This is a genomic window from Synechococcus sp. HK01-R (genome assembly GCF_014217855.1).
Lineage (GTDB): Bacteria > Cyanobacteriota > Cyanobacteriia > PCC-6307 > Cyanobiaceae > Synechococcus_C.
The window spans coordinates 2,037,433-2,059,236 of record NZ_CP059059.1; the positions used below are offsets into that span (position 1 = coordinate 2,037,433).

Annotated in this window: 17 protein-coding genes; 3 read left to right on the forward strand and 14 right to left on the reverse strand. The window is 59.9% G+C overall.

Translation table 11 applies throughout. The features are described 5' to 3' along the window. Positions 1–2: 2 nt before the first annotated feature. The 4 genes from gndA to glpX all read right to left on the reverse strand — a co-directional run bounded on the left by gndA (position 3) and on the right by glpX (position 5,259). Complete coding sequence (gene gndA, locus H0O21_RS10840; RefSeq protein WP_185189674.1) at positions 3–1,421, reverse strand: NADP-dependent phosphogluconate dehydrogenase; 1,419 nt, start codon at positions 1,419–1,421, stop codon at positions 3–5. A 100-nt stretch (positions 1,422–1,521) separates the two neighbouring features. Continuing rightward, positions 1,522–2,817, reverse strand: coding sequence for a glucose-1-phosphate adenylyltransferase (locus H0O21_RS10845; RefSeq protein ID WP_131455392.1), 1,296 nt, complete (start codon positions 2,815–2,817; stop codon positions 1,522–1,524). Between the two features lie 95 nt (positions 2,818–2,912). Continuing rightward, positions 2,913–4,220: a glutamyl-tRNA reductase gene (locus tag H0O21_RS10850; RefSeq protein WP_131455393.1), complete on the reverse strand. Its 1,308-nt coding sequence runs from the start codon at positions 4,218–4,220 to the stop codon at positions 2,913–2,915. Positions 4,221–4,254: 34 nt separating this feature from the next. Next, a complete protein-coding gene (gene glpX, locus H0O21_RS10855; RefSeq protein ID WP_131455394.1) occupies positions 4,255–5,259 on the reverse strand; it encodes a class II fructose-bisphosphatase in 1,005 nt (334 codons plus the stop codon). Between the two features lie 195 nt (positions 5,260–5,454). Between glpX and rpe the strand changes: the two genes are divergently transcribed. Further along, positions 5,455–6,138, forward strand: coding sequence for a ribulose-phosphate 3-epimerase (gene rpe, locus H0O21_RS10860; protein WP_131455395.1), 684 nt, complete (start codon positions 5,455–5,457; stop codon positions 6,136–6,138). A 73-nt stretch (positions 6,139–6,211) separates the two neighbouring features. Here rpe and ccsB read toward each other — a convergent pair whose 3' ends face one another. The 8 genes from ccsB to H0O21_RS10900 all read right to left on the reverse strand — a co-directional run bounded on the left by ccsB (position 6,212) and on the right by H0O21_RS10900 (position 15,262). Beyond that, positions 6,212–7,159, reverse strand: coding sequence for a c-type cytochrome biogenesis protein CcsB (gene ccsB, locus H0O21_RS10865; protein WP_131455396.1), 948 nt, complete (start codon positions 7,157–7,159; stop codon positions 6,212–6,214). Positions 7,160–7,213: 54 nt separating this feature from the next. Further along, positions 7,214–8,380, reverse strand: coding sequence for an LptF/LptG family permease (locus H0O21_RS10870; RefSeq protein WP_185189675.1), 1,167 nt, complete (start codon positions 8,378–8,380; stop codon positions 7,214–7,216). After that, a complete protein-coding gene (gene lptB, locus H0O21_RS10875; RefSeq protein ID WP_131455398.1) occupies positions 8,377–9,105 on the reverse strand; it encodes an LPS export ABC transporter ATP-binding protein in 729 nt (242 codons plus the stop codon). The genes H0O21_RS10870 and lptB overlap by 4 nt, the downstream gene beginning before the upstream one ends. Beyond that, complete coding sequence (locus H0O21_RS10880; RefSeq protein ID WP_255441006.1) at positions 9,102–9,551, reverse strand: LptA/OstA family protein; 450 nt, start codon at positions 9,549–9,551, stop codon at positions 9,102–9,104. Before H0O21_RS10880 ends, lptB begins: the two co-directional genes overlap by 4 nt. Positions 9,552–9,642: 91 nt before the next feature. Continuing rightward, a complete protein-coding gene (locus tag H0O21_RS10885) occupies positions 9,643–10,044 on the reverse strand; it encodes a DUF309 domain-containing protein (RefSeq protein ID WP_255441007.1) in 402 nt (133 codons plus the stop codon). After that, the gene (typA, locus tag H0O21_RS10890) at positions 10,041–11,843 is read right to left on the reverse strand and encodes a translational GTPase TypA (protein WP_185189676.1); all 1,803 of its coding nucleotides are present in this window, start codon (positions 11,841–11,843) and stop codon (positions 10,041–10,043) included. The genes H0O21_RS10885 and typA overlap by 4 nt, the downstream gene beginning before the upstream one ends. A gap of 81 nt (positions 11,844–11,924) precedes the next feature. Then, the gene (locus tag H0O21_RS10895) at positions 11,925–14,507 is read right to left on the reverse strand and encodes a U32 family peptidase (RefSeq protein ID WP_185189677.1); all 2,583 of its coding nucleotides are present in this window, start codon (positions 14,505–14,507) and stop codon (positions 11,925–11,927) included. After that, the gene (locus tag H0O21_RS10900; RefSeq protein ID WP_185189678.1) at positions 14,504–15,262 is read right to left on the reverse strand and encodes a M15 family metallopeptidase; all 759 of its coding nucleotides are present in this window, start codon (positions 15,260–15,262) and stop codon (positions 14,504–14,506) included. The genes H0O21_RS10895 and H0O21_RS10900 overlap by 4 nt, the downstream gene beginning before the upstream one ends. A gap of 111 nt (positions 15,263–15,373) precedes the next feature. On the opposite strand from H0O21_RS10900, the gene chlP reads away from it, so the two are divergent. Beyond that, complete coding sequence (gene chlP / locus H0O21_RS10905) at positions 15,374–16,723, forward strand: geranylgeranyl reductase (RefSeq protein ID WP_185189679.1); 1,350 nt, start codon at positions 15,374–15,376, stop codon at positions 16,721–16,723. Between the two features lie 74 nt (positions 16,724–16,797). Here the strand turns inward: chlP and glyS are convergent, their stop codons facing one another. Next, positions 16,798–18,957 (reverse strand): glycine--tRNA ligase subunit beta, encoded by a 2,160-nt coding sequence (gene glyS, locus H0O21_RS10910; protein WP_185189680.1) that lies wholly within the window; start codon positions 18,955–18,957, stop codon positions 16,798–16,800. A 76-nt stretch (positions 18,958–19,033) separates the two neighbouring features. Here glyS and H0O21_RS10915 point away from each other — a divergent pair, with 76 nt between their 5' ends. Further along, positions 19,034–20,812 carry an NADPH-dependent assimilatory sulfite reductase hemoprotein subunit gene (locus tag H0O21_RS10915; RefSeq protein ID WP_185189681.1) on the forward strand — a complete coding sequence of 593 codons (1,779 nt, stop codon included), beginning with the start codon at positions 19,034–19,036 and terminating at the stop codon, positions 20,810–20,812. On the opposite strand, the gene H0O21_RS10920 is transcribed toward H0O21_RS10915, so the two are convergent. Then, positions 20,809–21,459 carry a M15 family metallopeptidase gene (locus tag H0O21_RS10920; protein WP_370523046.1) on the reverse strand — a complete coding sequence of 217 codons (651 nt, stop codon included), beginning with the start codon at positions 21,457–21,459 and terminating at the stop codon, positions 20,809–20,811. The two genes, H0O21_RS10915 and H0O21_RS10920, sit on opposite strands and share 4 nt — an antisense overlap. Positions 21,460–21,804 lie beyond the last annotated feature (345 nt).

Consider the following 21,804-nt stretch of genomic DNA (forward strand, 5'->3'; position numbering starts at 1 on the left):
CCTCAGCTGAGCCACTCGGTGTGGAAGGTTCCGGGCTTGTCCATACGCTCGTAGGTATGAGAACCAAAGCAGTCGCGCATGGCCTGCACGAGATTCTGGGGCAGGCGGGCGGTGCGATAGCTGTTGATGTAATCGAGAGTGCTGCTCAGGCATGGCACAGGAATACCGGCCTCGGCGGCACCTGCCACCACCTGAGCCAGACCGGGCAGACGACGGTTCACCTGCTCAGCGAACCAGGGGTCGATCAGAAGGTTGGCAAGCTGGGGATCGGCATTGAAGGCATCCTGGATCCGCTTGAGCAAACGGGCGCGGATGATGCAGCCACCCTTCCAGATCTGCGCGATCGAAGGCATGTGCAAGTTGTAGTTGTGCTCTGCAGAAGCGATGCGCAACAACTCCATGCCCTGGGCATAACTCGCCATACTCGCCAGCACCATGGCGTCCATCAATGGCGCCATGCCATCCGCCGGAGTCCCCATCGCGAAGGGCTTGATTGCAGGTCCCTTGAGAATTGGCTCCGCCTTGATGCGCTGATCCTTCATCGAGCTCATCACCCGACCGTTCAGTGAGGCATAAATCGTTGGCACCGAAGCGCCCATCTGAAGGGCGCTGACCACGGTCCAGAGCCCCGTTCCCTTCTGGCCGGCCTTGTCTTGAATTTTTTCGACCAGGTCACTGCCGTCGTCGGGGTCCTTGGTCCGCAGGCACACCTCAGTGATCTCAACGAGATAGGAGGAGAGTTCCTCAGTGCTGTTCCAGTAAGCGAACACATCCGCCATCTGGCTGCCGCTCATGCCGCCGACCCGCTTCATGAGGTCGTACCCCTCAGCCAGGATCTGCTCAATTCCGTACTCAATACCGTTGTGGACGGTCTTGACGAAATGGCCGGAACCACCAGGACCGATGTAGGTGACGCAGGGCCCGTCCTCCACCTGGGCGGCCATCTTGCAAACCAGGCTTTCAATCGCGTCATAGGACGCCTTGGTGCCGCCGGGCATCATGCTCGGACCTTCCAGGGCACCCTTCGCTCCACCGGACACGCCCATGCCGATAAAACCAAAGCTTTTGCTCTCCAGCTCGGCCACCCGACGCTCGGTGTCGTGGTATTCGGAATTACCACCATCAATCAGAAGATCCCCTTCCTCTAGATAGGGGGAGATCTGTTGGATAACGGCATCAACAGGACCACCGGCCTTCACCATCATCAGGATCCGGCGAGGACGCTCCAGCTTGTTCACGAAGTCCTGAAGGTCCGTCGCACCCTGGATGTTCTTCCCTGCACCTCGACCAGCCAGAAATTCCTGAGTCTTGGCGTAGGTGCGGTTGTAGACGACGCTGGAGAAGCCGTTGCGCTCGGCATTGAGGACGAGGTTCTCGCCCATCACACCGAGACCGATCAGACCGAAGTGCGCCTTGGACATGGATCCGTGAAGTCTTTCACTGGCGTCAGTGTGACCACGGGATGAAGGTTCGGCTGCAACCTGGGCGACGTCTGTTAGGGAGGCGTCACCCAACCAGGGGTTAAATCACCGTCCCATCGGGGATGGAGGCATTTTTGACAACCACAACAATTCCGTTACGGATGTAGAAACCCAGCTCGGGGCGATCGGCTTCATCCACATGGTCTTTATTGACGATGGTGACATTGCTACCAATCCGAGCATTTTTATCAAGGATGGCGCGCTTCACCGTGGTCCCTTGACCCACACCCAGAGGAATGCCTCCACGCTCTCGCAAGACGGCCCGCTCGGAAGAGGATTCAAAGAAGTCGGATCCCATCAGCAGGGAATCCTGGAGCACCACATCATCCTCAACGCGGCTGCGGACGCCCAAAACACAGTGGTGGATGCTGCAGGATTTGAGAATTGTGCCCTCGCCAATGATCGATTCGGTGATCTGGGCGTCAACCAGCTTGCTTGGTGGCAGATAGCGGGGACGGGTGTAAATCGGAAAGTCTTCGTCGTAGAAGCTGAAGGGGGGGGTGGGCTGCTGAGTCAGGGCCAGGTTGGCTTCGTAGAAGGCACCGATGGTTCCAATGTCTTCCCAATAGTCATCAAAGACATAGCTCTTCAAGGTCATGCCACTGGCCAGTGCCTCTGGGATGACTTCCTTGCCGAAATCCTTGTGCTCGGGATTGTTGTTGAGCAGATCAAACAGGGCCTTTCTGCTGAACACATAGATACCCATAGAAGCCAGATAGGGCTTCTGCTCTGCCGACTCGGCTGACAGACCGAAGCGGGAGGTATCCACAGCCATCTCTTTCAGTGCATCACCCTTGGGCTTCTCACGGAACTCCTGGATCGTGCCGTGGGCATCGGTGCGCATGAGGCCAAAGGCCTCAGCCTGTTTTGCATCCACCGGAAGCGCTGCAACAGTGAGGTCGGCACCAGATTGACGATGGTGCTCGACGAACTGGCTGTAGTCCATCCGGTAGAGCTGATCACCGGAGAGGATCAGGTATTCATCAACATCCCATTCCTGAAACAGCCACTGATATTTGCGAACGGCATCAGCGGTGCCTTCGAACCAGGAGGGGCTTTCAGGCGTCTGCTGGGCGGCGAGCACTTCAACGAATCCCTGGCCAAACCCCGCGCTGAGGTCGTAGGTCTGAGAGAGGTGCCGATTCAGTGAGGCGCTGTTGAACTGCGTCAACACATACATCTTGGTGATGCTGGAGTTGATGCAGTTACTAATTGGAATATCAATCAGGCGGTACTTACCAGCCAGGGGAACAGCCGGCTTGGCCCGCATCTTGGTGAGCGGATACAGACGGGTTCCAGCTCCCCCGCCCAGAATGATGGCCAGAACGCGCTTCATGCCGCCCCCTCAGATCGGCTTTGCGCGTGCAAACCTACCGGACATTTCGCTTCTAGAACCGCCTCGCGGGCAAGATCCGTCGAGATTGCTGGGATTCAGCCCTGGACTGGCGGCGTGAGGTCGAAAATGCGCTCCACCACCCGGAGGGCCTGCTGTCGTTCCAACCGCGTCTGAGGGCTACGCAACTCCGTTACCGGGGTGTGCAGGATCTTGTTAATGATGCCCTTGGTGAGGGCTTCCACCACCTTGCGCTCACGCGCAGAAAAATCAGGTCCCATACGACTGAGGGCTTTCTGGAGCTCTTCAGTGCGGATCTCCTCAAGGGAAGCCCGTAAACGGTTGATGGTGGGAACGGCCTCGAGACTGTCCCACCATTCAAGGAACAGGCGACCCTCCTCATCAAGCAAACCCTGGGCTTCGCGAGCCACCTGTTGACGGGCCTCCTGGTTGCGGGCGACCACCTCTTGGAGATCATCCACATCATGGGCTTCCACTCCGGGAAGACCGGTGACATCGGAGGCGATATTGCGAGGCACGCCAATATCGATCAAACGCAGGGAACTGCGGCGATTAAGGCCCTGAAGACGGGCTGCGTCGATGATCGGTTCATCCGCCGCGGTGCTGGTGAACACCAGTGAACAGGTGCTCAGGCAATGGTCGAGATCCTCGAGGGAGCGACACTGCACCGGCAGGGACGGAAAATCGGCCGCCAGGGTGAGGGCTCGTTCCCGGGTGCGGTTCAGCAGCACAACGCCGGAACAGCCTTTGGCCTGCAGATGCTGAAGCAGCAGGCGACTCATGCGGCCTGCGCCGACCACAGCCACCTGCTCGGACTCAAGGCTGACAAGCTGATCGAGACCGCGGGATTGTCCAAGCTTCAGCTGAGCCAGCTCGACAGCGGCCGAACTGATCGACACCGCACCCGTCCCGAGATTGGTTTCGCTCCGCACCCGCTTTCCGGTGCTCACGGCCTGAGTCAGCAGTCGATTGAGAATCGGGCCGATCGATTTGTGCTCCTGGCCCAGGCGCATCATCTTCTTCACCTGGGAGAGGATCTGCCCCTCTCCGAGCACAAGACTGTCGAGGCCTGCAGAAACCCTGAGCAGATGGGCGACGGCTTCCTGGTGATGGAAGGTGAAGAGATGAGGGGTGAGGTCATCGGTCGGAAGACCAGAGTGACCACTCAAAAACTCCCTGACCGCTGAAATCCCCTGCTCGGGATGCTGCACCAGTGTGTAGATCTCGAGCCGATTGCAGGTGCTGAGGATGGATGCCTCTAGCACCTGCTCGTGGCCACGAAGGCTCTGGAGCGAGGACTCCATGGTGTGTTCCGGGATGCTGAGCTTCTCCCGGACTTCGACAGGTGCCGTTCGATGACTGAGGCCGACGACGGCAATATGCATGGAGTTAGGTCCTCGAATCCAGACGATGCGACGTTCAGCTCAGAGCGATGCTCTGGGCTCCGTCCTTGATGTGCACCGTGTTGGTGAAGCGGCAGGTGTTGTCGAGATTGCTGATCACCAGGCTGCTCGTGCGGGTGCAGTCCTTCTCGAACTTAACGCCGTGGAAGAGGAGACCATCGGTGATTCCGCTGCCTGCAAAAACGACGTGCTCGCCGGAAGCCAGCTCCTCGGCCTCGTAGATCTTGTCGGGATCGCTGATGCCCATCTCAGCCAGGCGCGCCAGGTTGCCTTCCTTGGTGAGGTCAGCCCACTCTTTGGTCTGAGCAACCGCGGGGTCGTAGACGAGCTGTCCCTGGAAGTGACCGCCGAGTGCGCGCATGGCTGCCGCAGAGATCACACCTTCGGGAGCCGCACCAATGCCCATCAGGCAGTGGGTGCCGGTGCCAGCAAAACCACAGGCGATCGCAGCCTGCACATCACCATCGGAGATGGGCTGCACACGAGCACCGGTGGCACGGATCTCAGCGATCAGATCCTTGTGACGGGCACGATCCATCACAACGATGGTGAGCTCGTTCACGGCAAGGCCAAGGCACTCGCTGAGGATCTTGATGTTTTCGGTGGCCGACTTACGGATGTCCACCTTGCCCTTGGCAGCCGGGGGAGCAGCCAGCTTCTTCATGTAGAAGTCGGGGGCATTGAAGAGACCGCCGCGGTCGGAAGCAGCGAGGACGGCCATGGAGCCGCGTTGGTTGTTGGCACAGAGGTTGGTGCCTTCGCAGGGGTCCACAGCGAAGTCAACACCTGGGCCGGTGCCGCTGCCCACTTCCTCACCGATGTAAAGCATGGGGGCTTCGTCCCGCTCACCTTCACCGATCACGATCCGGCCCTGCATCTGGATCTGACCCATGCGCTGGCGCATGGCCTCGACAGCAGCGGCATCGGCTTCGTCCTTTTGGCCGAGACCAGTGAGGCGTGCAGAGGCGATAGCCGCCTGCTCGACGACCTCGAGAATTTCCTGGATAAGAGTGCGATCCACGGGTGTGCGGCGTTGGGAACGGGTGCAGCGAACGGAGAGCGGAACGGACGAACCGGCATGGGAGCGAACCGACGGAATCGGCTGGCCTGGGCCACGGACCCGATGCCGCAGGGCTTTCCAGCTCTTGAGCGCGGCTCACTGTATCAGCGGCATCCGCGCTTCCTACAATCGCCGCGCATTCCTGCGGACGCCTTCATGAGCACCAAGCCCCTGGTGATCTCCCCATCGATCCTTTCGGCCGATTTCGCTCGCCTCGGGGAGGAGGTGAAAGCAGTCGATCAGGCCGGCGCCGATTGGATTCATGTGGATGTGATGGATGGACGCTTCGTCCCCAACATCACGATCGGCCCCCTGATCGTTGACGCACTCCGTCCAGTGACAACAAAGCCCCTGGATGTGCACCTGATGATCGTGGAGCCGGAAAAGTACGTTCCCGATTTCGCGAAAGCCGGCGCAGACATCATTTCTGTGCAAGTGGAAGCCTGCCCGCACCTGCATCGCAACCTGGCTCAGATCAAGGATCTCGGCAAGAAAGCCGGTGCAGTGCTGAACCCCAGCACCCCAATCGACACGCTTGAGTATTGCCTTGAGCTCTGCGATCTGGTGTTGATCATGAGTGTGAACCCAGGCTTCGGCGGCCAAAGCTTCATTGAGAGCCAGGTTCAGAAGATCCGTGATCTGCGCCGCATGTGTGATGAGAAGGGTCTTGACCCCTGGATCGAGGTCGACGGCGGCATCAAAGGAGCCAATGCCTGGAAGGTGATTGAGGCGGGAGCCAACGCGATCGTGAGTGGTTCCGGCGTGTTCAACCAGCCTGATTACGCCGCAGCGATTCAGGGCATTCGCGATAGCAAGCGACCCGAAGGCGTGCTCGTCTGAGCCCCTTTCACTGGAGAAATCTCACAAAGCCCCGCCAAGGCGGGGCTTTGTTTATCAACCAACGCGTCGGGCCTCAGCTGCCGAAGAACCAGCCATAGCTGTGCAGTCCGATTCCCAGGAGATTCACGCCGATGTAACAAACCACGATCACAACAAGACCGACCGCTGCGACAAGCGCAGGTCGACGGCCCTGCCAACCACGACTGAGACGGGTGTGAAGGTAGGCGGCATACACAAGCCAGCAGATCAGAGCCCAGGTCTCCTTCGGGTCCCAGCTCCACCAACTTCCCCAGGCTTCGTTCGCCCACACCGCTCCACTGATGATGCCGACCGTGAGCAACAAGAAGCCAACCGTGATCGTTCGATAACTGAGGCTGTCGAGCTGTTCAATCCGTGAAAAGGCAACCGAGGAGAGTTGAAGGTCGCCAACCGCAAGTGCCGCTCCATCGGGTCCCTGCAGGGCAGCCCGGCGAAAACCTCCGCTGCCAATCGAGCTGCTGCGGAGTTCGAGCGCATCGCCGCGATCCACGAACAACACGGCCAGTGACAGCAGCGAGCCGACCAACAGGGCCGCGTAGCTGACCATGATCACGCTGACATGCATCACGAGCCAGCTCGAGCGGAGCGCAGGCACCAGAGGGGATGCTTCCTGAAGCCGATCTGGCAGAGCAAAACTGGCGAATGCAACGCAGCCGAGCCCCATTGGTGTGGCCGCTGCAGCCACCAGGGGAGAAGCCCAAGCGCGCTCCACGAGCAACTGCGTAAGGGTGCAAGCCCAGGCCAGGAAACAGAGAGATTCGTAAAGGTTGCTGATCGGAAAGTGCCCTGACTGCCACCAACGCAGAACCAGTTGGGCTGTGAAGGCGAGATTGGCAAGAGCCACCAGAGTTCGCACAGCTCCTGAGCTACGCCCGGAAGACAGAGCCCAAAACGCCCAGGGAAGAGCAATGAGCAACAGAGCGAAGGCGATGAGCCCCAGCAGCAACACGGGCTCATGCAAGGCGGCATCCAGGATGGGCATCAGTGGATCAAGAACGCAATGGAATAACCGATCAGACGATTCTGACCGCCGAAATCAACGACTGGCCTGACGCAGCAACACTCCGCCTCCGGCCAGACAAATCAAAACGGGTGACCAGGCGGCGATGAGTGGCGGCAATGTGCCCTTCACACCGAGAGAACTGAAACTGAAACTGAGCACGTAATACACAAGGATGAGCACAACGCTGATGCCAAACCCCTGACTGCGACTGGTGCGGCTGTTCGGCTTGGCTCCGAGGCTGCTGCCAATCAGGCCGAAGACAAGACAGGCCATCGGCAAGGTGAATTTCTCCTGAATTCGCACCCGCAGGCGCCGCGCCTCCTTGCGATCGCCCGCGTCCAGAAGCAAGCGTTCCGCCTCAACGGCCTCGGCGACGGTCATGTTGTTGGCGTCCTTCGGCAACTGGGCGACCCGAATCGGTGCCGCACTGAGTGGATAGAGATACCGATCAAAGTCGGCGGCCGTGGTGCTACCCGATGGGTTGAGGGTCAGGATCTGGCCATCCAGAAATTCCCATTTGCTCTCGCGATCGTTCCAGTTGGCACGTTTGGCCACAAGCATCTGAGTGAAACCAACCCGAGAAAAATCAAGCACCGTGACGTCGCTCATCGTGCCGTCACGGAACTCACGGGCATAGAACAGCTGAGCCAAGCCCTTGTCGGACTGCCCATCGGCACCAGCGAGGCGGCCGAAACGGGAGTACACAATGTTGTCTCCCTTTTCTGTAGCGATCGCCTTACCAAGAGCTCGCTGCAGAGTGATTTCTGCCGAGCGGTTGGTCCGAGGAACGATCACATCGTTGAACACGAAGGTGAGTCCGGTCATCAGCAACGCCAGCACCAGCGCAGGCGCGATCATGCGACTGGCACTGACACCAACACTGCGCAGGGCCGTGAGCTCACTATTCGCCGATAGACGGCTATAGGCGAGCAGCGTGGCCATCAAGGTGGCCATCGGAAAGGAGATCACCAGAAAGCTGGGCAACCGCAGCATCAGAACCCGTACGGCGATCAACACCGGCAAGCCTGATTCGACAATTTTGCGCACGAGCTCGAACATCACCCCTACCGAAAGGGAGACCACCGTGAAGGCAGCGATGGCGAACAAAAGGGGGCCAATCAGCTCCCCCAACAGCCAGCGATCCAGGAGCGGAATGCGGCGGGCCTGACTGGTCACGCGAGAGCGCAGGGACTCGATCACAGCTGAAAGCCCTCCCCGAGATAATGACGGCGCACGAGGGGATCATGGGCCACGTCCTGGGAGGGACCCGAAGCGAGAATGGAACCGTCCGTAAGGATGTAGGCACGGTCAGTGATCGCAAGGGTTTCGCGGACGTTGTGATCGGTGATCAGGATGCCCATACCCCGATCACGAAGCACCTGGATGAGTTGCTGAAGGTCGGCCACGGCCAAGGGATCGACCCCGGCAAACGGTTCATCCAGCAGGAGATATCGAGGTCCCTCAAGACCGACGGCAAGGGCACGGGCGACTTCACAACGACGGCGTTCCCCACCCGAGAGCTGATAACCACGGCGGTCCAGGAAAGGACCGAGGTGAAAGTCATCAACCAGCTGATGCAAGCGCTCGCGACATTGCGGGCGGGGGAGACAGCTTTGTGCCAGAACCAATTCCAAGTTCTCCCGCACCGTGAGCTGACGGAAAACACTCGGTTCCTGAGGCAAATAACCAATACCGAGTCTCGCCCGCTGAGGCATCGCCAAACCGGCGATCGGGTGACCATCGAGAAGGACCTGACCACGGTCAGGACGCAGGAGTCCGATCACCAGATTGAAGGTGGTGGTCTTGCCAGCGCCATTCGGTCCAAGCAGGCCGATCACCTCGCCAGGATCAAGGGAGATGGAGAGGTCACGAACCAACGGCCTGCCACCAAGGGTGAGGGCCACCCGTTCCAGGGAGAGACTCATGGGGTGAATGGGGTTTGAGCTGGGCCTACCCCGGGGGGTTTCTTGGTTTCAGTAGCGGGTTGACGAATCACCATCTGACTAAACACCTGCGCTCCCTTGGCTGGTTCAGCGACGGCGCGCTCGTCATCGAGCAGATAGACCACACGCTCCGCCCTCAAGGTGTTGCCGCCCTCCTGAATCACGTCAACATCACCGCTGAGCACCAGGCGACCCTCTTTGCTGAAGTACTGAGCCTGTCGTGATGTGGCCACCATCTTGCGGGCTGGATAAACGATCCGCACATTGCCAAGGGCGGTCACCACACCGGTGATGTTGTCCGCGCTCTGGGTGTCCGATTCAATCGTGATCAAACCTTTGGGACCGTCTGAAGCCTGAACAGCTGGGGCAGGTCCGGCCGAAACTTGGGCTGGCTGCGGTTCGGCCTTGACACCGCCAATGAGCAGCATCTGAACCAAAAGTGGTGCCAGTGCTGTCAGCCGGGAGACGAAAGCTGGCAAAGGGGGCCATCAGCGAATCGCCAATGTACTGACAACCCGATCAGCGTGGATACAGGGTTGGGGCCTCCAGAACATCCGGGTCCTCCCCGTGCTGCAACGCCTTTAAACGTGCTGTCACCTGGTGCTGCAGCGTCAGAAGGTCGAGACCAAGATCGGGGGCTGAAGGGGAAGCGAACCGACCAAGCCCCTCGCCGAGCAGGATCGTCGCCCCTCGCTGATTGCCATTCTGAAGATGCACGTGGGCCACTGCCACCTGAATCAGGCCCTGTAAAACGCGGCGCTCAGGCCCTGATGTCTCGTGCCAGAGCTCTTCGAGAACATCGTGGGCTGCGTACCACTCCTTCCTGTTGAAGAGCGCGATGCCCTCACAGAAACGGGGATCCGACTGAATGGTCAGCGAATCCCCTGAACTCTGCTCACGATTGGAGGGCGACGAACTCAACGCTTCGCCATCTTCTTGGCTGGAAGCTTGCGAAGACGAATCGATTCCGGAGTCACCTCCAGCATTTCGTCAGGTCCGATGTATTCAAGGGCCCTTTCCAGGGTCATCTGAATGGGCGCCTGCAGGGTATCGAGTTCATCAGCACCGGCCGAGCGCATGTTGGTGAGCTGCTTGGCCTTGCAGATATTGATCTCCAAATCCTGGGGGCGGTTGTTCTCGCCGATGATCATTCCCTTGTAGACCTTCGTACCAGGTGAGATGAAGAATTGACCGCGATCTTCAGCATTCTTCAGGGCATAGAAGGTGGCAGTTCCCTCCTCGAAGGCAATCAGGACGCCGTTCCTGCGGGTATCGAAGTCACCAAGCATCGGCCTGTATTCGAAGAAGGAGTGGCTCATGATCCCTTCGCCCCTGGTGGCACGAATGAACTCACCTCGGAACCCGATCAGACCACGGGAGGGAACGATGAACTCCAGCTGGGTGCGTCCGTCCTGTCCGGTCTCCATGTTCTGCATCTCGCCTTTACGGGTTCCGAGCTTCTCGATGCAGGCCCCGACGGATTCCTCGGGGACATCCATCACCAGAGTTTCCACAGGCTCACAGGGGGTGCCATCGATCGTGCGGAAGATCACCTGAGGCTGCGACACCTGGAACTCATACCCCTCGCGACGCATGGTCTCAATAAGGATGCCGAGGTGGAGTTCACCGCGTCCGCTCACAGCAAAGCGGTCGGGGGAGTCGGTGTCTTCCACCCGCAGAGCCACGTTGGTGAGCAGCTCCCTCTGCAGACGGTCGCGAACCTGACGGCTGGTGACGAACTTTCCTTCCTTTCCGGCGAAAGGGGAATCGTTGACCACAAAGGTCATCTGCAAGGTGGGTTCATCCACCTTGATCAGAGGCAGAGCTTTCGGTTCGTCCGGGCAGGCGATGGTCTCGCCGATGTTCACATCGTCGAAACCTGCCACGGCAACGAGGTCTCCGGCGGAAGCCTCCTCAATCTCAACCCGCTGCAAACCTTCGAATCCGAGCAGTTTGCTGATCCGGCCACGCTTGACGCTGCCGTCGTCCTTAATCAGAGAGGCGCTCTGACCCTGCCGAATCACACCGTTATGGACGCGTCCGATAATGATGCGACCTAGGAAATCGGAGTAGTCAAGAGTCGTGATCTGAAGCTGAAGGGGCTTCTCAGGATCACCGACCGGCGGCGGAACATGACGCAGGATCGCGTCGAACAGCGGCCGCATGTTGTCGCTTTCGGTCTTCATATCGGGCTTGGCGAAGCCGCCAAGACCACTGCCGAACAAATAAGGGAAATCACACTGATCGTCATCGGCACCAAGCTCAATGAACAGATCGAGCACCTTGTCGACCGCCGTTTCGGGATCAACCCGAGCGCGATCGATTTTGTTCACGAACACGATCGGGCGAAGGCCCTGCTCCAGGGCCTTTTTGAGCACGAAGCGGGTCTGGGGCATGGGCCCCTCGTTGGCATCCACGATCAGCAGGCATCCATCCACCATGCCCAGCACACGCTCCACTTCACCACCAAAATCGGCGTGACCAGGGGTGTCAACGATGTTGATACGCGTGTCGTTGTAGGTGACCGCTGTGTTCTTCGACAGGATCGTGATACCGCGCTCACGCTCCAGGTCGTTGGAGTCCATCACGCAGGTCGGCACCGCCTCGTTGTCACGGAAAATCCCGGACTGACTGAGCAGGGCGTCGACCAGGGTCGTCTTGCCGTGGTCAACGTGGGCGATGATCGCGATGTTGCGAATCGCCTTGTTCGGGGCGCTCATTGGGGTCCGTGACGGTCTGAAAAGAAGGCTGGGAGTCGCCCGCAGGCGCAGCCGGCCCAGGCTATCTCAACGTGAGATCGGTCAGGATCCAAGCTGACTGGTGCGCTCCGGCCGCTCCGCCCGCAGACTGCCCCGGGTCACCCCAAGCCGGTGGTCGATGCGCTCACGTCGCCAGACAGCCTGGGAGGGAATCTCACCAGTCAGGGCCTGGGCGTAGAGCCGAACACGACGGAGCGTCGACGGCCCGTCTTCATCCAAAAGCTCCAGGCGGAGGTGACGCACACCAGCGGCGAGCAGATCAGGAAGGGCTTCCACCCCACTTTGGGCCCGACCGTTGAACAAGGTGTTGCGGCAGCCGAGATCGGCCTGGAGCGGATGCTCAACACCGCTGCGGTCACGCAGATGCACCACGTGGTGTTCGCAAGGCCTTCCGCAATCGGTGTGATCGTGCCCTTCAGAGAGGAAGGCGCAGAAGAGGCAGTGCTCCATATGAAACAGCGGCATGTGCTGATGGAGGGTCACCTCAAGCGCGCCTGGGTCCACCCCGGTGATGAGATCCAACAACTGATCAAGATTGAGGTCATAGCTCGCGGTCAGGCGCTGGAGCCCCCACTGATCGCTGTACCAGCGATGGGTGAGTGGATTCGCCGTGTTCAAGGAAAAATCGCCGATGCAGGGAGCGAGGGGAGTGAGGGTCTCCAGCTGATCGGCATTGCGCACCAGATAGCCCTCCGGATTGGCACGGATCAGTGGCTCAAGGCTCCAACGTTCATCCGGTCGAGTGATCCGTGGCCCGGCGAGACGCAAACCGTCAGGCCAAAGACCACGCCCGATGGAAACCGCCGTTTTCAGATCGGCCGGTGCTTCGAGATCGGCGACCACTCCGGCCAGCGGGAGTCCATCAGATTCAGAAGCGAGCGCGCGCAACTGCTCAAGACTGCGCACCAGCACATGCAGAGACGGGGGCCGACTCCTCGAGTCAGTCGAAACAGAATCGGTGCTGTGGCGCGGCAGACAATGCTCCAGCGCCTGGGCGATGACGCGCTGATCGGACTCTGGACTCGCTGGCGAAGAGTTTGTGAACGAAGGGGCATTGCAGGAAGCAAGACCCATATCCAACTGATCCAACAGCTCCCGACGCAAGCGGTTGAGCTCTGCGAGGGGAAGAAACAGTGCGTCAGGCAGATCGATCTCCAGGTGATCCAAGCGCCAACCACTTCCTCCCAGCCGGCCGATCTGACGTTCAAGCCGCTGGCGATCCAGGCCCTGATCTCTAGCCGCTTGGAGGGGCATGCTGCTGCGCACGCTGAGGCGAGCCCCAGAGGATGGAACAGGCTCGAGCAACTCCAGCGTCAACGGATGGCCATCCGTTCCGGTGACGCGGAGCCTGAGAGCCCGCTCTTGAATGGGCGTCTCCCTGCCAACCTGCCGCAGCCAGTAGCTCTGCCATTGGGGATCTCCCGTAAGCCAGATCGGCGCACCCGGGAGAAGTCCGCGCAAATCGAGACGCCCCGGACCGAGACGCAACCGCAAGAAAGCCGCGCCACAGGGCTCCACGCGCATAATCCGGCCACCCACCTCAAGAGGCGGCCGCAATGCTTCACCAGCACCAGCTTGCACTTCCATGACCAGCCCCTGACCGCATGTCAAGGGTTCGTCCGTCCGGACCACAAGCCAGCCCTGCGCTTCCACGCGCTCAAGCTGACCCACCACGGGGCCACGTTTCTTGCTCCAGCGGCCGTGCACCAAACGACGGTGATTGACCCCTGCCAACCAACCACTGGATAGACCACGAGAGAAGCCGAGCTCAAGCTGGCGCTGAACGGCGATGGGGTCAGGCTCCAGACCATCCAGCTGCTGGCGATAGGCCTGGGTCACCGAGGCCACGTAGGTGGGGTCTTTAAGGCGGCCTTCAATTTTGAAACTGGCGATCCCCAGATCCACGAGCTCCGGAAGCAGGGTCCAGGCCGATAAATCCTGCGGGGACAGGAGGTAGCGCTGATCCCCGAGGTCACGGGCCTCACCATCGACAATCAGCTCATAAGGAAGACGGCAGGCCTGAGCGCACTCGCCCCGATTGGCACTCCGCTGCCCAAGGGATTCACTGGTGAGGCACTGTCCCGAGTAAGCCACACACAGGGCACCGTGGACGAACACCTCCAGGGGCATGGACAGATCGCGATCCTGCAGCTGGTTCTGAAGTCGGCGAAGGTCCTTGAGCGCTAGTTCACGGGCCAACACCACCCGTTGGCAACCAGCTGCTGCCGCCTGGGCCACCCCCGCTGCACTGGTGATCGACATCTGAGTCGACGCATGCAGCGCCATGGAAGGCACAAGCTGCTGGGCTAACAAACAAAGCCCCAGGTCCTGAACGATCAAGGCATCGACACCGGCCCGGTGCGCAGCCAACAGAAGGGACGCGGCTGCCTCCAACTCATCGCTGAACACCAGCACGTTGAAGGTGAGGAAGCCCTTGACACCTCTGGCGTGCAACCACTCCATGATCTCTGGCAGGTCCGCAAGTCGGAAGTTCTCAGCACGGAGCCGGGCGTTGAAGGCCTCCACGCCGAAATAGACCGCATCAGCACCCTGGGCCACGGCAGCCTTCAGAGACGACCAATCACCGGCGGGGGCCAGCAGCTCAGGGAGCAGCGAAGCTCTCAAGATCCCTGCGCGAGACGACGGGCGGGCTCAAATTCGCGGAGCGCCTCCGACGAGCCCTCGAAACGCCAATGCCAGGGTTCGTAGCTCACACCCTGCGCATTACCGTCCGGAAAGGAAAGGGTGAAGTGATAACTGGCGGCGTGATCCTGAAGCCAGCGGAAGGCCCGAGTGCTTTCAAAAGACTGGGAGAGATTGGTGCCCGGATCATCACCATCTCCCACATCAACGGCGAAGCCGGTGCTGTGCTCCGAATAACCCGGAGGAGCACTGACCTTGGCGCGCTCGCTTGCGGTCTGATTACGAGCGGATTTCACATCGAAGAAAATCCCCTTCTGAAGCGCATGGGAGCGATAGCCGCTCAGCAAGCGCAAATCCACACCATCGGCAGCCGCCGCTTGCTGTAGAGCCCGGAAGGCCTCGGCGGCATCTTTATGCAGTTCGATGCCCGCCTCAACACCGACACGATCCACCACAGGCACCTCGGGATAAGGGAAGTGACCGAGAAGGCGTCCATCTCCTGAAGGCTGTTCGACGATGCCTTCGACAACGGAAGACGGTGCAGAAAGACGAGCCAGCAGAGAAGGTCCAAACAGGACCGCTGCCAAGGCACCACTAAAGACCAATCCACAGGACAGCACGAGGGCTGCACCTCCACCGCCACCCGCACCTGCTCCGCTGCGGCGACCAGCGCGCGTGCGTCGTGCGACGGGAATGTCGTCCCGGCTGGTGCGACGGGGCGCAACGGCGCGAGCCACAGCTTTGATGCAGTCTTGTGACGATCGTAAGGGGGGGCGCCAGACCCGTTCCACAGCGAAGGTTCCGGCGGTGGTAGCTTCGCCACAACAATCCAGCGGAGTCAGGCTGAGATGCTTCGAGTTGCCGTCGTCGGCGGTGGTCCTTCTGGGTCCTGCGCCGCTGAAGTACTCGCCAAAGCCGGTATTCAGACTTGGCTGTTCGAGCGAAAACTCGACAATGCCAAGCCTTGTGGAGGTGCGATCCCCCTCTGCATGGTGGATGAGTTCGACATCCCAGACGAGATCATTGACCGCAAGGTCCGCAACATGAAGATGATCTCCCCCTCCAACCGTGAGGTGGATATCAAGCTTGATCCTCTCGGCTACGACCGCAACGCCTACATCGGCATGTGTCGCCGCGAAGTGTTTGATGCCTTCCTGCGCAATCGCGCTGCAGATCTCGGCACCACCCTGATCAATGGACTTGTCCAGAAGATCGACACCGGCAACAACCGACAGGGTCCCTACACACTTCATTACGCGGACTACAGCTCTGGCGGCCCCACAGGCGAGCTCAAAACCCTCGAGGTCGACCTGATCATCGGAGCCGACGGAGCGAACTCCCGGGTGGCCAAAGCGATGGATGCCGGCGATTACAACGTCGCCATCGCCTTCCAGGAACGGATCAAGCTTCCTGCGGAGGAGATGGCCTATTACGAAGATCTCGCCGAGATGTATGTGGGTACCGACGTGTCCCCCGACTTCTACGCCTGGGTGTTCCCCAAATTTGACCATGTGGCTGTCGGCACCGGCACCATGCAGCAGAACCAGTCGCTGATCAAGGGTCTTCAGAAGGGCATTCGCGAACGCGCTAGCAAGCGACTGTTCAAAGGTGAAGTGATCAAGGTCGAAGCCCACCCCATTCCTGAACATCCACGGCCCCGTCGTGTGGTGGGGCGCATGGCGCTGGTGGGTGATGCAGCTGGCTACGTGACCAAGAGTTCCGGCGAGGGTATCTACTTCGCCGCCAAGAGCGGTCGCATGTGCGCCGAGGCCATCGTCGAAATCTCCAATAAGGGCTCTCGCATTCCCACAGAAAAGGAGATCAAGTCGACCTATCTGAAGCGCTGGGACCGCAAATACGGTGCCACCTACGCCGTGCTCGACATTCTGCAACGCATCTTCTATCGCAACGACGCGGCACGCGAGGCCTTCGTCGAAATGTGTGATGACCGTGATGTACAGAAGTTGACCTTCGACAGCTATTTGTACAAGCGAGTGGTGCTGATGAATCCATGGCAGCAAATCAAGCTGACGCTTCGCACACTCGGAAGCCTGCTCCGTGGTGAAGCTCTAGCGCCTTCTGATTACGGTCCCGTTCCTTCTGCTGTCGGTCGCTCCGATGGTGACTTCCTTGCAGAAGAAGCTGCGCAAGCGATCAAGGCACAGGCAAAAGAGAAAGAAACCGCGGAAGTCAGCTGAAGCTTTTCGCTTCAGCAATGAGCCCCTCATGAAAAAATCAAGCTGGAGTCACTTCAATGACTCCAGCTTTTTTGTCAGGACTGAATCAGTTCGAAACGGGCCAGTTGCGAGGCCTGGTTACGCAGTACAGCGAGAAGATTGAGGCGGTTATCGCGAAGCTGGGGGTCATCGGCCATCACCATCACGCTCTGATCACCATCAAAGAACGCCTCGAGGGCAGGCGTAGCCTCGTCTAGGGCACTGGCAAGCGCCTGGTAATCCCTCGACAACGCCAGGGGAAGCAAGCGAGTCACGACATCAAACATCGCCTGTTCACTGGGCGACTCGAACCGTGCCGGATCGACCACGCCACTGGCATCAAGCACGGAGCTCGCCAAGTCTCCTTTTTCCGCCAGACGAGCGGCACGCTGAACCACAGCCTGCACACCCCCAAGTCGCCCCTGCTGGCGCAGGCTTGCCAGCAAACGAATGCGATCAAGCACATCCATCGGATCCGACAAGAGACGTCCATCGGTCACGCCCTCGCCGGCAACCGCCTGGACGAGATCGACGCCGTGGCCATCCTCCTCCAATTGCGACTGGATCCGCTGACGCAGAAGCAGCACTAGATCTGCGACTAAACCACTGGTATTCACTTGAAACGCCGGGAACAGTGCGCTCCAGTGATCGGCTGCGGCCTGCAGAAGTTGGAGTAAATCCAGCCGCCAACCCTGATTCCAGAGGATCTGAAGGACACCATTTCCGGCACGACGCAGTGCGTAGGGATCAGACGAGCCACTGGGGCGTTCCCCCTTGGCAAAGATGCTGAGCAACAGCTCCAGCCGTTCGGCCAGGGCCACAACGGCGCCAGCATCACTGCTGGGGAGGTGATCACCAGCCCCTCGCGGCAGGTAATGCTCCACAACCGCCAGGGCCACAGAACGCGGCTCCCCCTCCTCCAGCAGATACTTACCACCCATCAACCCTTGTAACTCAGGGAATTCACCAACCATCTGGCTGACCAGATCGTGCTTGCAGAGGTGCGCGGCACGGATTGCAGCAGATTGCGCCGCGGCATCAAGACTGAGCTGATCCAGCAACTGGGCTGTGAGCCATTCGATTCGATCAACGCGATCACGCAGACTTCCCAGCCCCTCGGCAAACGTGACCCGGTCGAGGGCGTCACGGCGCTCGGCACTGGGCTGACGGCGATCAACGGTGAGGAAAAACTCGGCATCGGCCAGCCGGGCACTGAGAACACGCTCATTACCGCGGCAAATGCGCTCTGCAGCAGCATCCAATCCATTACTGACCAGCAGGAAATCAGCACAGAGCACCTCTCGGGCTGTGAGCCGCAACGGATCAGTGGCCACATCCGGACGTCGAAGAGGGACGTAGCGCTGATGGGACTGCATCACGGTGACGATCACCTCAGGTGGAAGATCGAGGAAGCGATCAGCAATCGCCCCTGCAAGCACCGTCGGTGACTCCACAAGATCGACGAGCTCCTCAAAAAGCGAGTCCGGGCAGTCGGGTTCACCCTGCAAAGCCTGAGCCTTGGCACCCAAGGCTTCCCGAATCACCTGAGCACGCTGGTCGCGATTCACCAGGACACCCGCTGCAGCCATCGCGGATGCATAGGTCCCGGCGTTGGAGAGCTCGACAACCTCAGAGCTAAGGCGGTGGGGGCGACTGCAACGTCCGCTGTTCACCACTGGATCGCTCCCCTGCAGAGCCACAGGAATGATCTGGTCGCCCTGGAGGGCCACTAACCAACGCACGGGCCGACTGAAACGCTGGTCACCTGAGCCCCAACGCATGAAGCGCCTGCCCTGGAGAGCATCGATCCAAGTCGGAATGGCGTTCTGGAGCAGCTCACGGGTCGTTTGCCCCTTCACGAGGACGGAAGCGAAGACACAATCACCCTTCGGAGTGGGGCGGACCTCCAGAGCTGAAGGGTCCACACCACAACGACGAGCAAAACCAATGGCGGCCGGTCCCGGCTCGCCGTTCACGAAGGCCTGGGCCACAGGGGGGCCCTTGCGCTCCTCCTGGAGATCATCCTGCCCATCGGCCAAGTTCTCGACCAGCACGGCCAGGCGCCTCGGGGTGCTGGTGACCTGGATGTCACCGTGATCCAGCCTCCACTCCTTCAGATCACGCTGCAGGCGCTCCCGTAGCTGGGGTAAGGCCAGACGCGCAAAATCGGCAGGCAGTTCCTCGGTACCGATCTCGAGCAGAAAGGTTGCAGCCACGCCGTTGAGCTCATCCAGTGGCTGACTGTATTGGAAGCCGTTTCGCTACCTTCAATAGGGATTGATCCGAGTGCCAGTGAGCCAGAGCGACGTCGATGCTTCAAAGGGTCTCGAAGACCAGGGCAGCGGCGCGGTCTCCCAGGCTCTGCCGAAGGCCGAACAGCGCAAGCTCGACAGCGATTATCTGCGAGAGCCCCTGCTGACGGAGCTGAAAAACGAGCTGCCGCAGTTCAGTGAAGACGCCCTGCAGATCCTTAAATTCCACGGCAGTTATCAGCAAGATGATCGCGACCGCCGCGAAAAGGGTCGTGACAAGCACTGGCAGATGATGCTGCGGCTGCGCAGCCCAGGTGGCCGCATCCCCGCTGATCTGTTCCTGGCACTGGATGATCTTTCGGATCGCCTCGGTGATGGCAGCCTTCGGGCCACGACGCGCCAGGCATTCCAGATGCATGGGGTGGCCAAATCTGACCTCAAAGAGGTCATCGGAACGATCATCCGTCAAATGGGCTCAACGCTTGCGGCCTGTGGAGACATCAACCGCAACGTGATGGCTCCGGCGGCCCCATTTGAAAAAGATGGCTACCCAGCGGCACGACAACTGGCCGACGAGATTGCTGACCTGCTCAGTCCTGAAGCTGCTGAAGGCTCCTATCTAGACCTTTGGGTGGATGGAGACCTCAGCTATCGCATCAAACCCAGTCGTGGCGTGAAAGCGGCCAGACAAAGGCAAAAGGAAGGTGGTGTGAACTCAGGGAGTGAGCAAGAGCCCCTCTACGGCGACACTTATCTGCCACGCAAATTCAAAGTGGCCGTCACCGTGCCCGGTGACAATTCCGTCGACCTGCTGACCCAGGACATTGGTCTTGTCGCCTTTGCCGATGCCACAGGAGCCCTGAAGGGTTGCAACGTGTACGTGGGCGGAGGCATGGGTCGAACCCATAACAAGGAGGAGACCTTTGCCCGCGTCGCTGACCCCCTTGGTTACGTAGCAGCCGATCAGGTGTTTGACCTGGTTCAGTCGATTCTTGCCCTCCAGAGGGACCACGGAGATCGCCGGCTGCGTCGCCATGCCCGAATGAAGTATCTGCTTCACGACCGGGGGGTGCAGTGGTTCAAGCAAGAGCTCAAGACACGCTATTTCCAAGGAGAGCTCAAATCACTCCGCAATGAGCCCAAGGCCAAGCTCGTGGATTATCTGGGCTGGCACCGCCATCGTGCCGGGATGTGGTTCGTTGGGATTCCCCTCCTTTGCGGGCGCTTGCAGGGCGAACTCAAAGCCGGCCTGCGTCGGATCGTGGAGACGTATCAGCTCGAGATTCGCCTGACCCCCAATCAAGACCTTCTCCTCTGCAATATCGGCACACCGCAACGGGCCGGAGTGCGTCAGGCCCTTGCGGCCCTTGGCATCGAGACACCTGAATCCCCTGAGGCCCTGGCACGCCACGCCATTGCCTGCCCGGCACTGCCGACCTGCGGCCTGGCGATCACTGAATCAGAGCGAATTCTTCCGGAGGTCCTCAACCGGCTCAACACCCAACTGGAACGCCTGGCGATCAGTAAACCGATCCTGGTGCGGATGACGGGATGCCCGAACGGTTGTGCACGCCCCTACATGGCGGAACTCGGACTCGTCGGCAGCGGGGTCAATCAGTATCAACTCTGGTTGGGTGGAAGCGCCAATCTGCAGCGCCTGGCTCGTCCCTTCCTGGACAAGATGCCGTTGGAATCGCTGGAAACCACCCTTGAGCCTCTGCTGATCAGTTGGCGCGAAGCCGGAGGTCGGCGCACCCTTGGTGATCACATCAGCAAGCTGGGCGATGCAGCGGTGAGCGAGCTGCTCGCCAGCACCTAATCCGAGCGTCCGTAGACCGCCTCAGCAGCCGCTGTACGCCAAGCCCACAGTTGATCTCCGTAACTGAAGTGCCACCACTCATTCGGGTGACGCACGAATCCCGCCACGCTCAGACATGACGCGAGAAGCTCACGGCGTTCATGCCAGACCGCTTCGGCTGAGTCGGGATTCCGATGCGCGAGCTCCGAGTAGAAGTGCGGCTCTGAGACAGCACCGATCGCATCAATCTCCCCCCCCATATCGAGAGGCATGCCCGCCTCGGAGACGAGCGTGAGATCCACAGCAGCTCCGGTGCTGTGGGGAGGGGGCGTTGTCGGGTCTGAAGAAGGGGGAGCCCAGAAGCGCTCAACAAGCTGTCTCACCTCCTCATGCCTCGAGGCCTGGCTTGGTTGACTGGCATCCAACTGTCGGCGCCTGCATTCCTCTAGGAACGCATGCTCCACCATGAAGGACTGAACAACCACTGGCCTCCAGGCATCGAAAATGCCGAGCCGCAGGGACGGCTGAAGCCGCTGAAGCTCATCCTGGGCCAGGAGCAATCGCTGCCGAACCCCCTGCCGCAACCGGAAGGGATCGGAGCCGGGACCGTAGGGAGCCCCCAGAGACGCATAGGGATGCGGCCGCAAACAAAGGAGAGCGGGCTCCAAGGGCAGCAGAGGCTCACCGCAGTCCCTGATTGGACAATCACGCCAGGGCCTGACCATCAGGACAAGGGTCGTTGCGGCCAGATTGCCAGACCTCAATGCATCGCCCTCAACAAGAATGCAAAAGCCGCATCATTTCCACAGAAGGACAGGCGTTTTCCCCAGATTGAGTCTCACGCGGCTCAAGCCCAGGCCAGTCGTCAACCAGACAACAGGCGGGGATCTTCCAAAAATCTTGACAAGTCCGAAGAAATTCTTTCATCTCAAAAACAACGAGAGGCCCTGCCCTGAAAACGAAGGCCAACACTGAAATCCCTTCGTTTCAACAAAACCAATGCGCGGAATCGA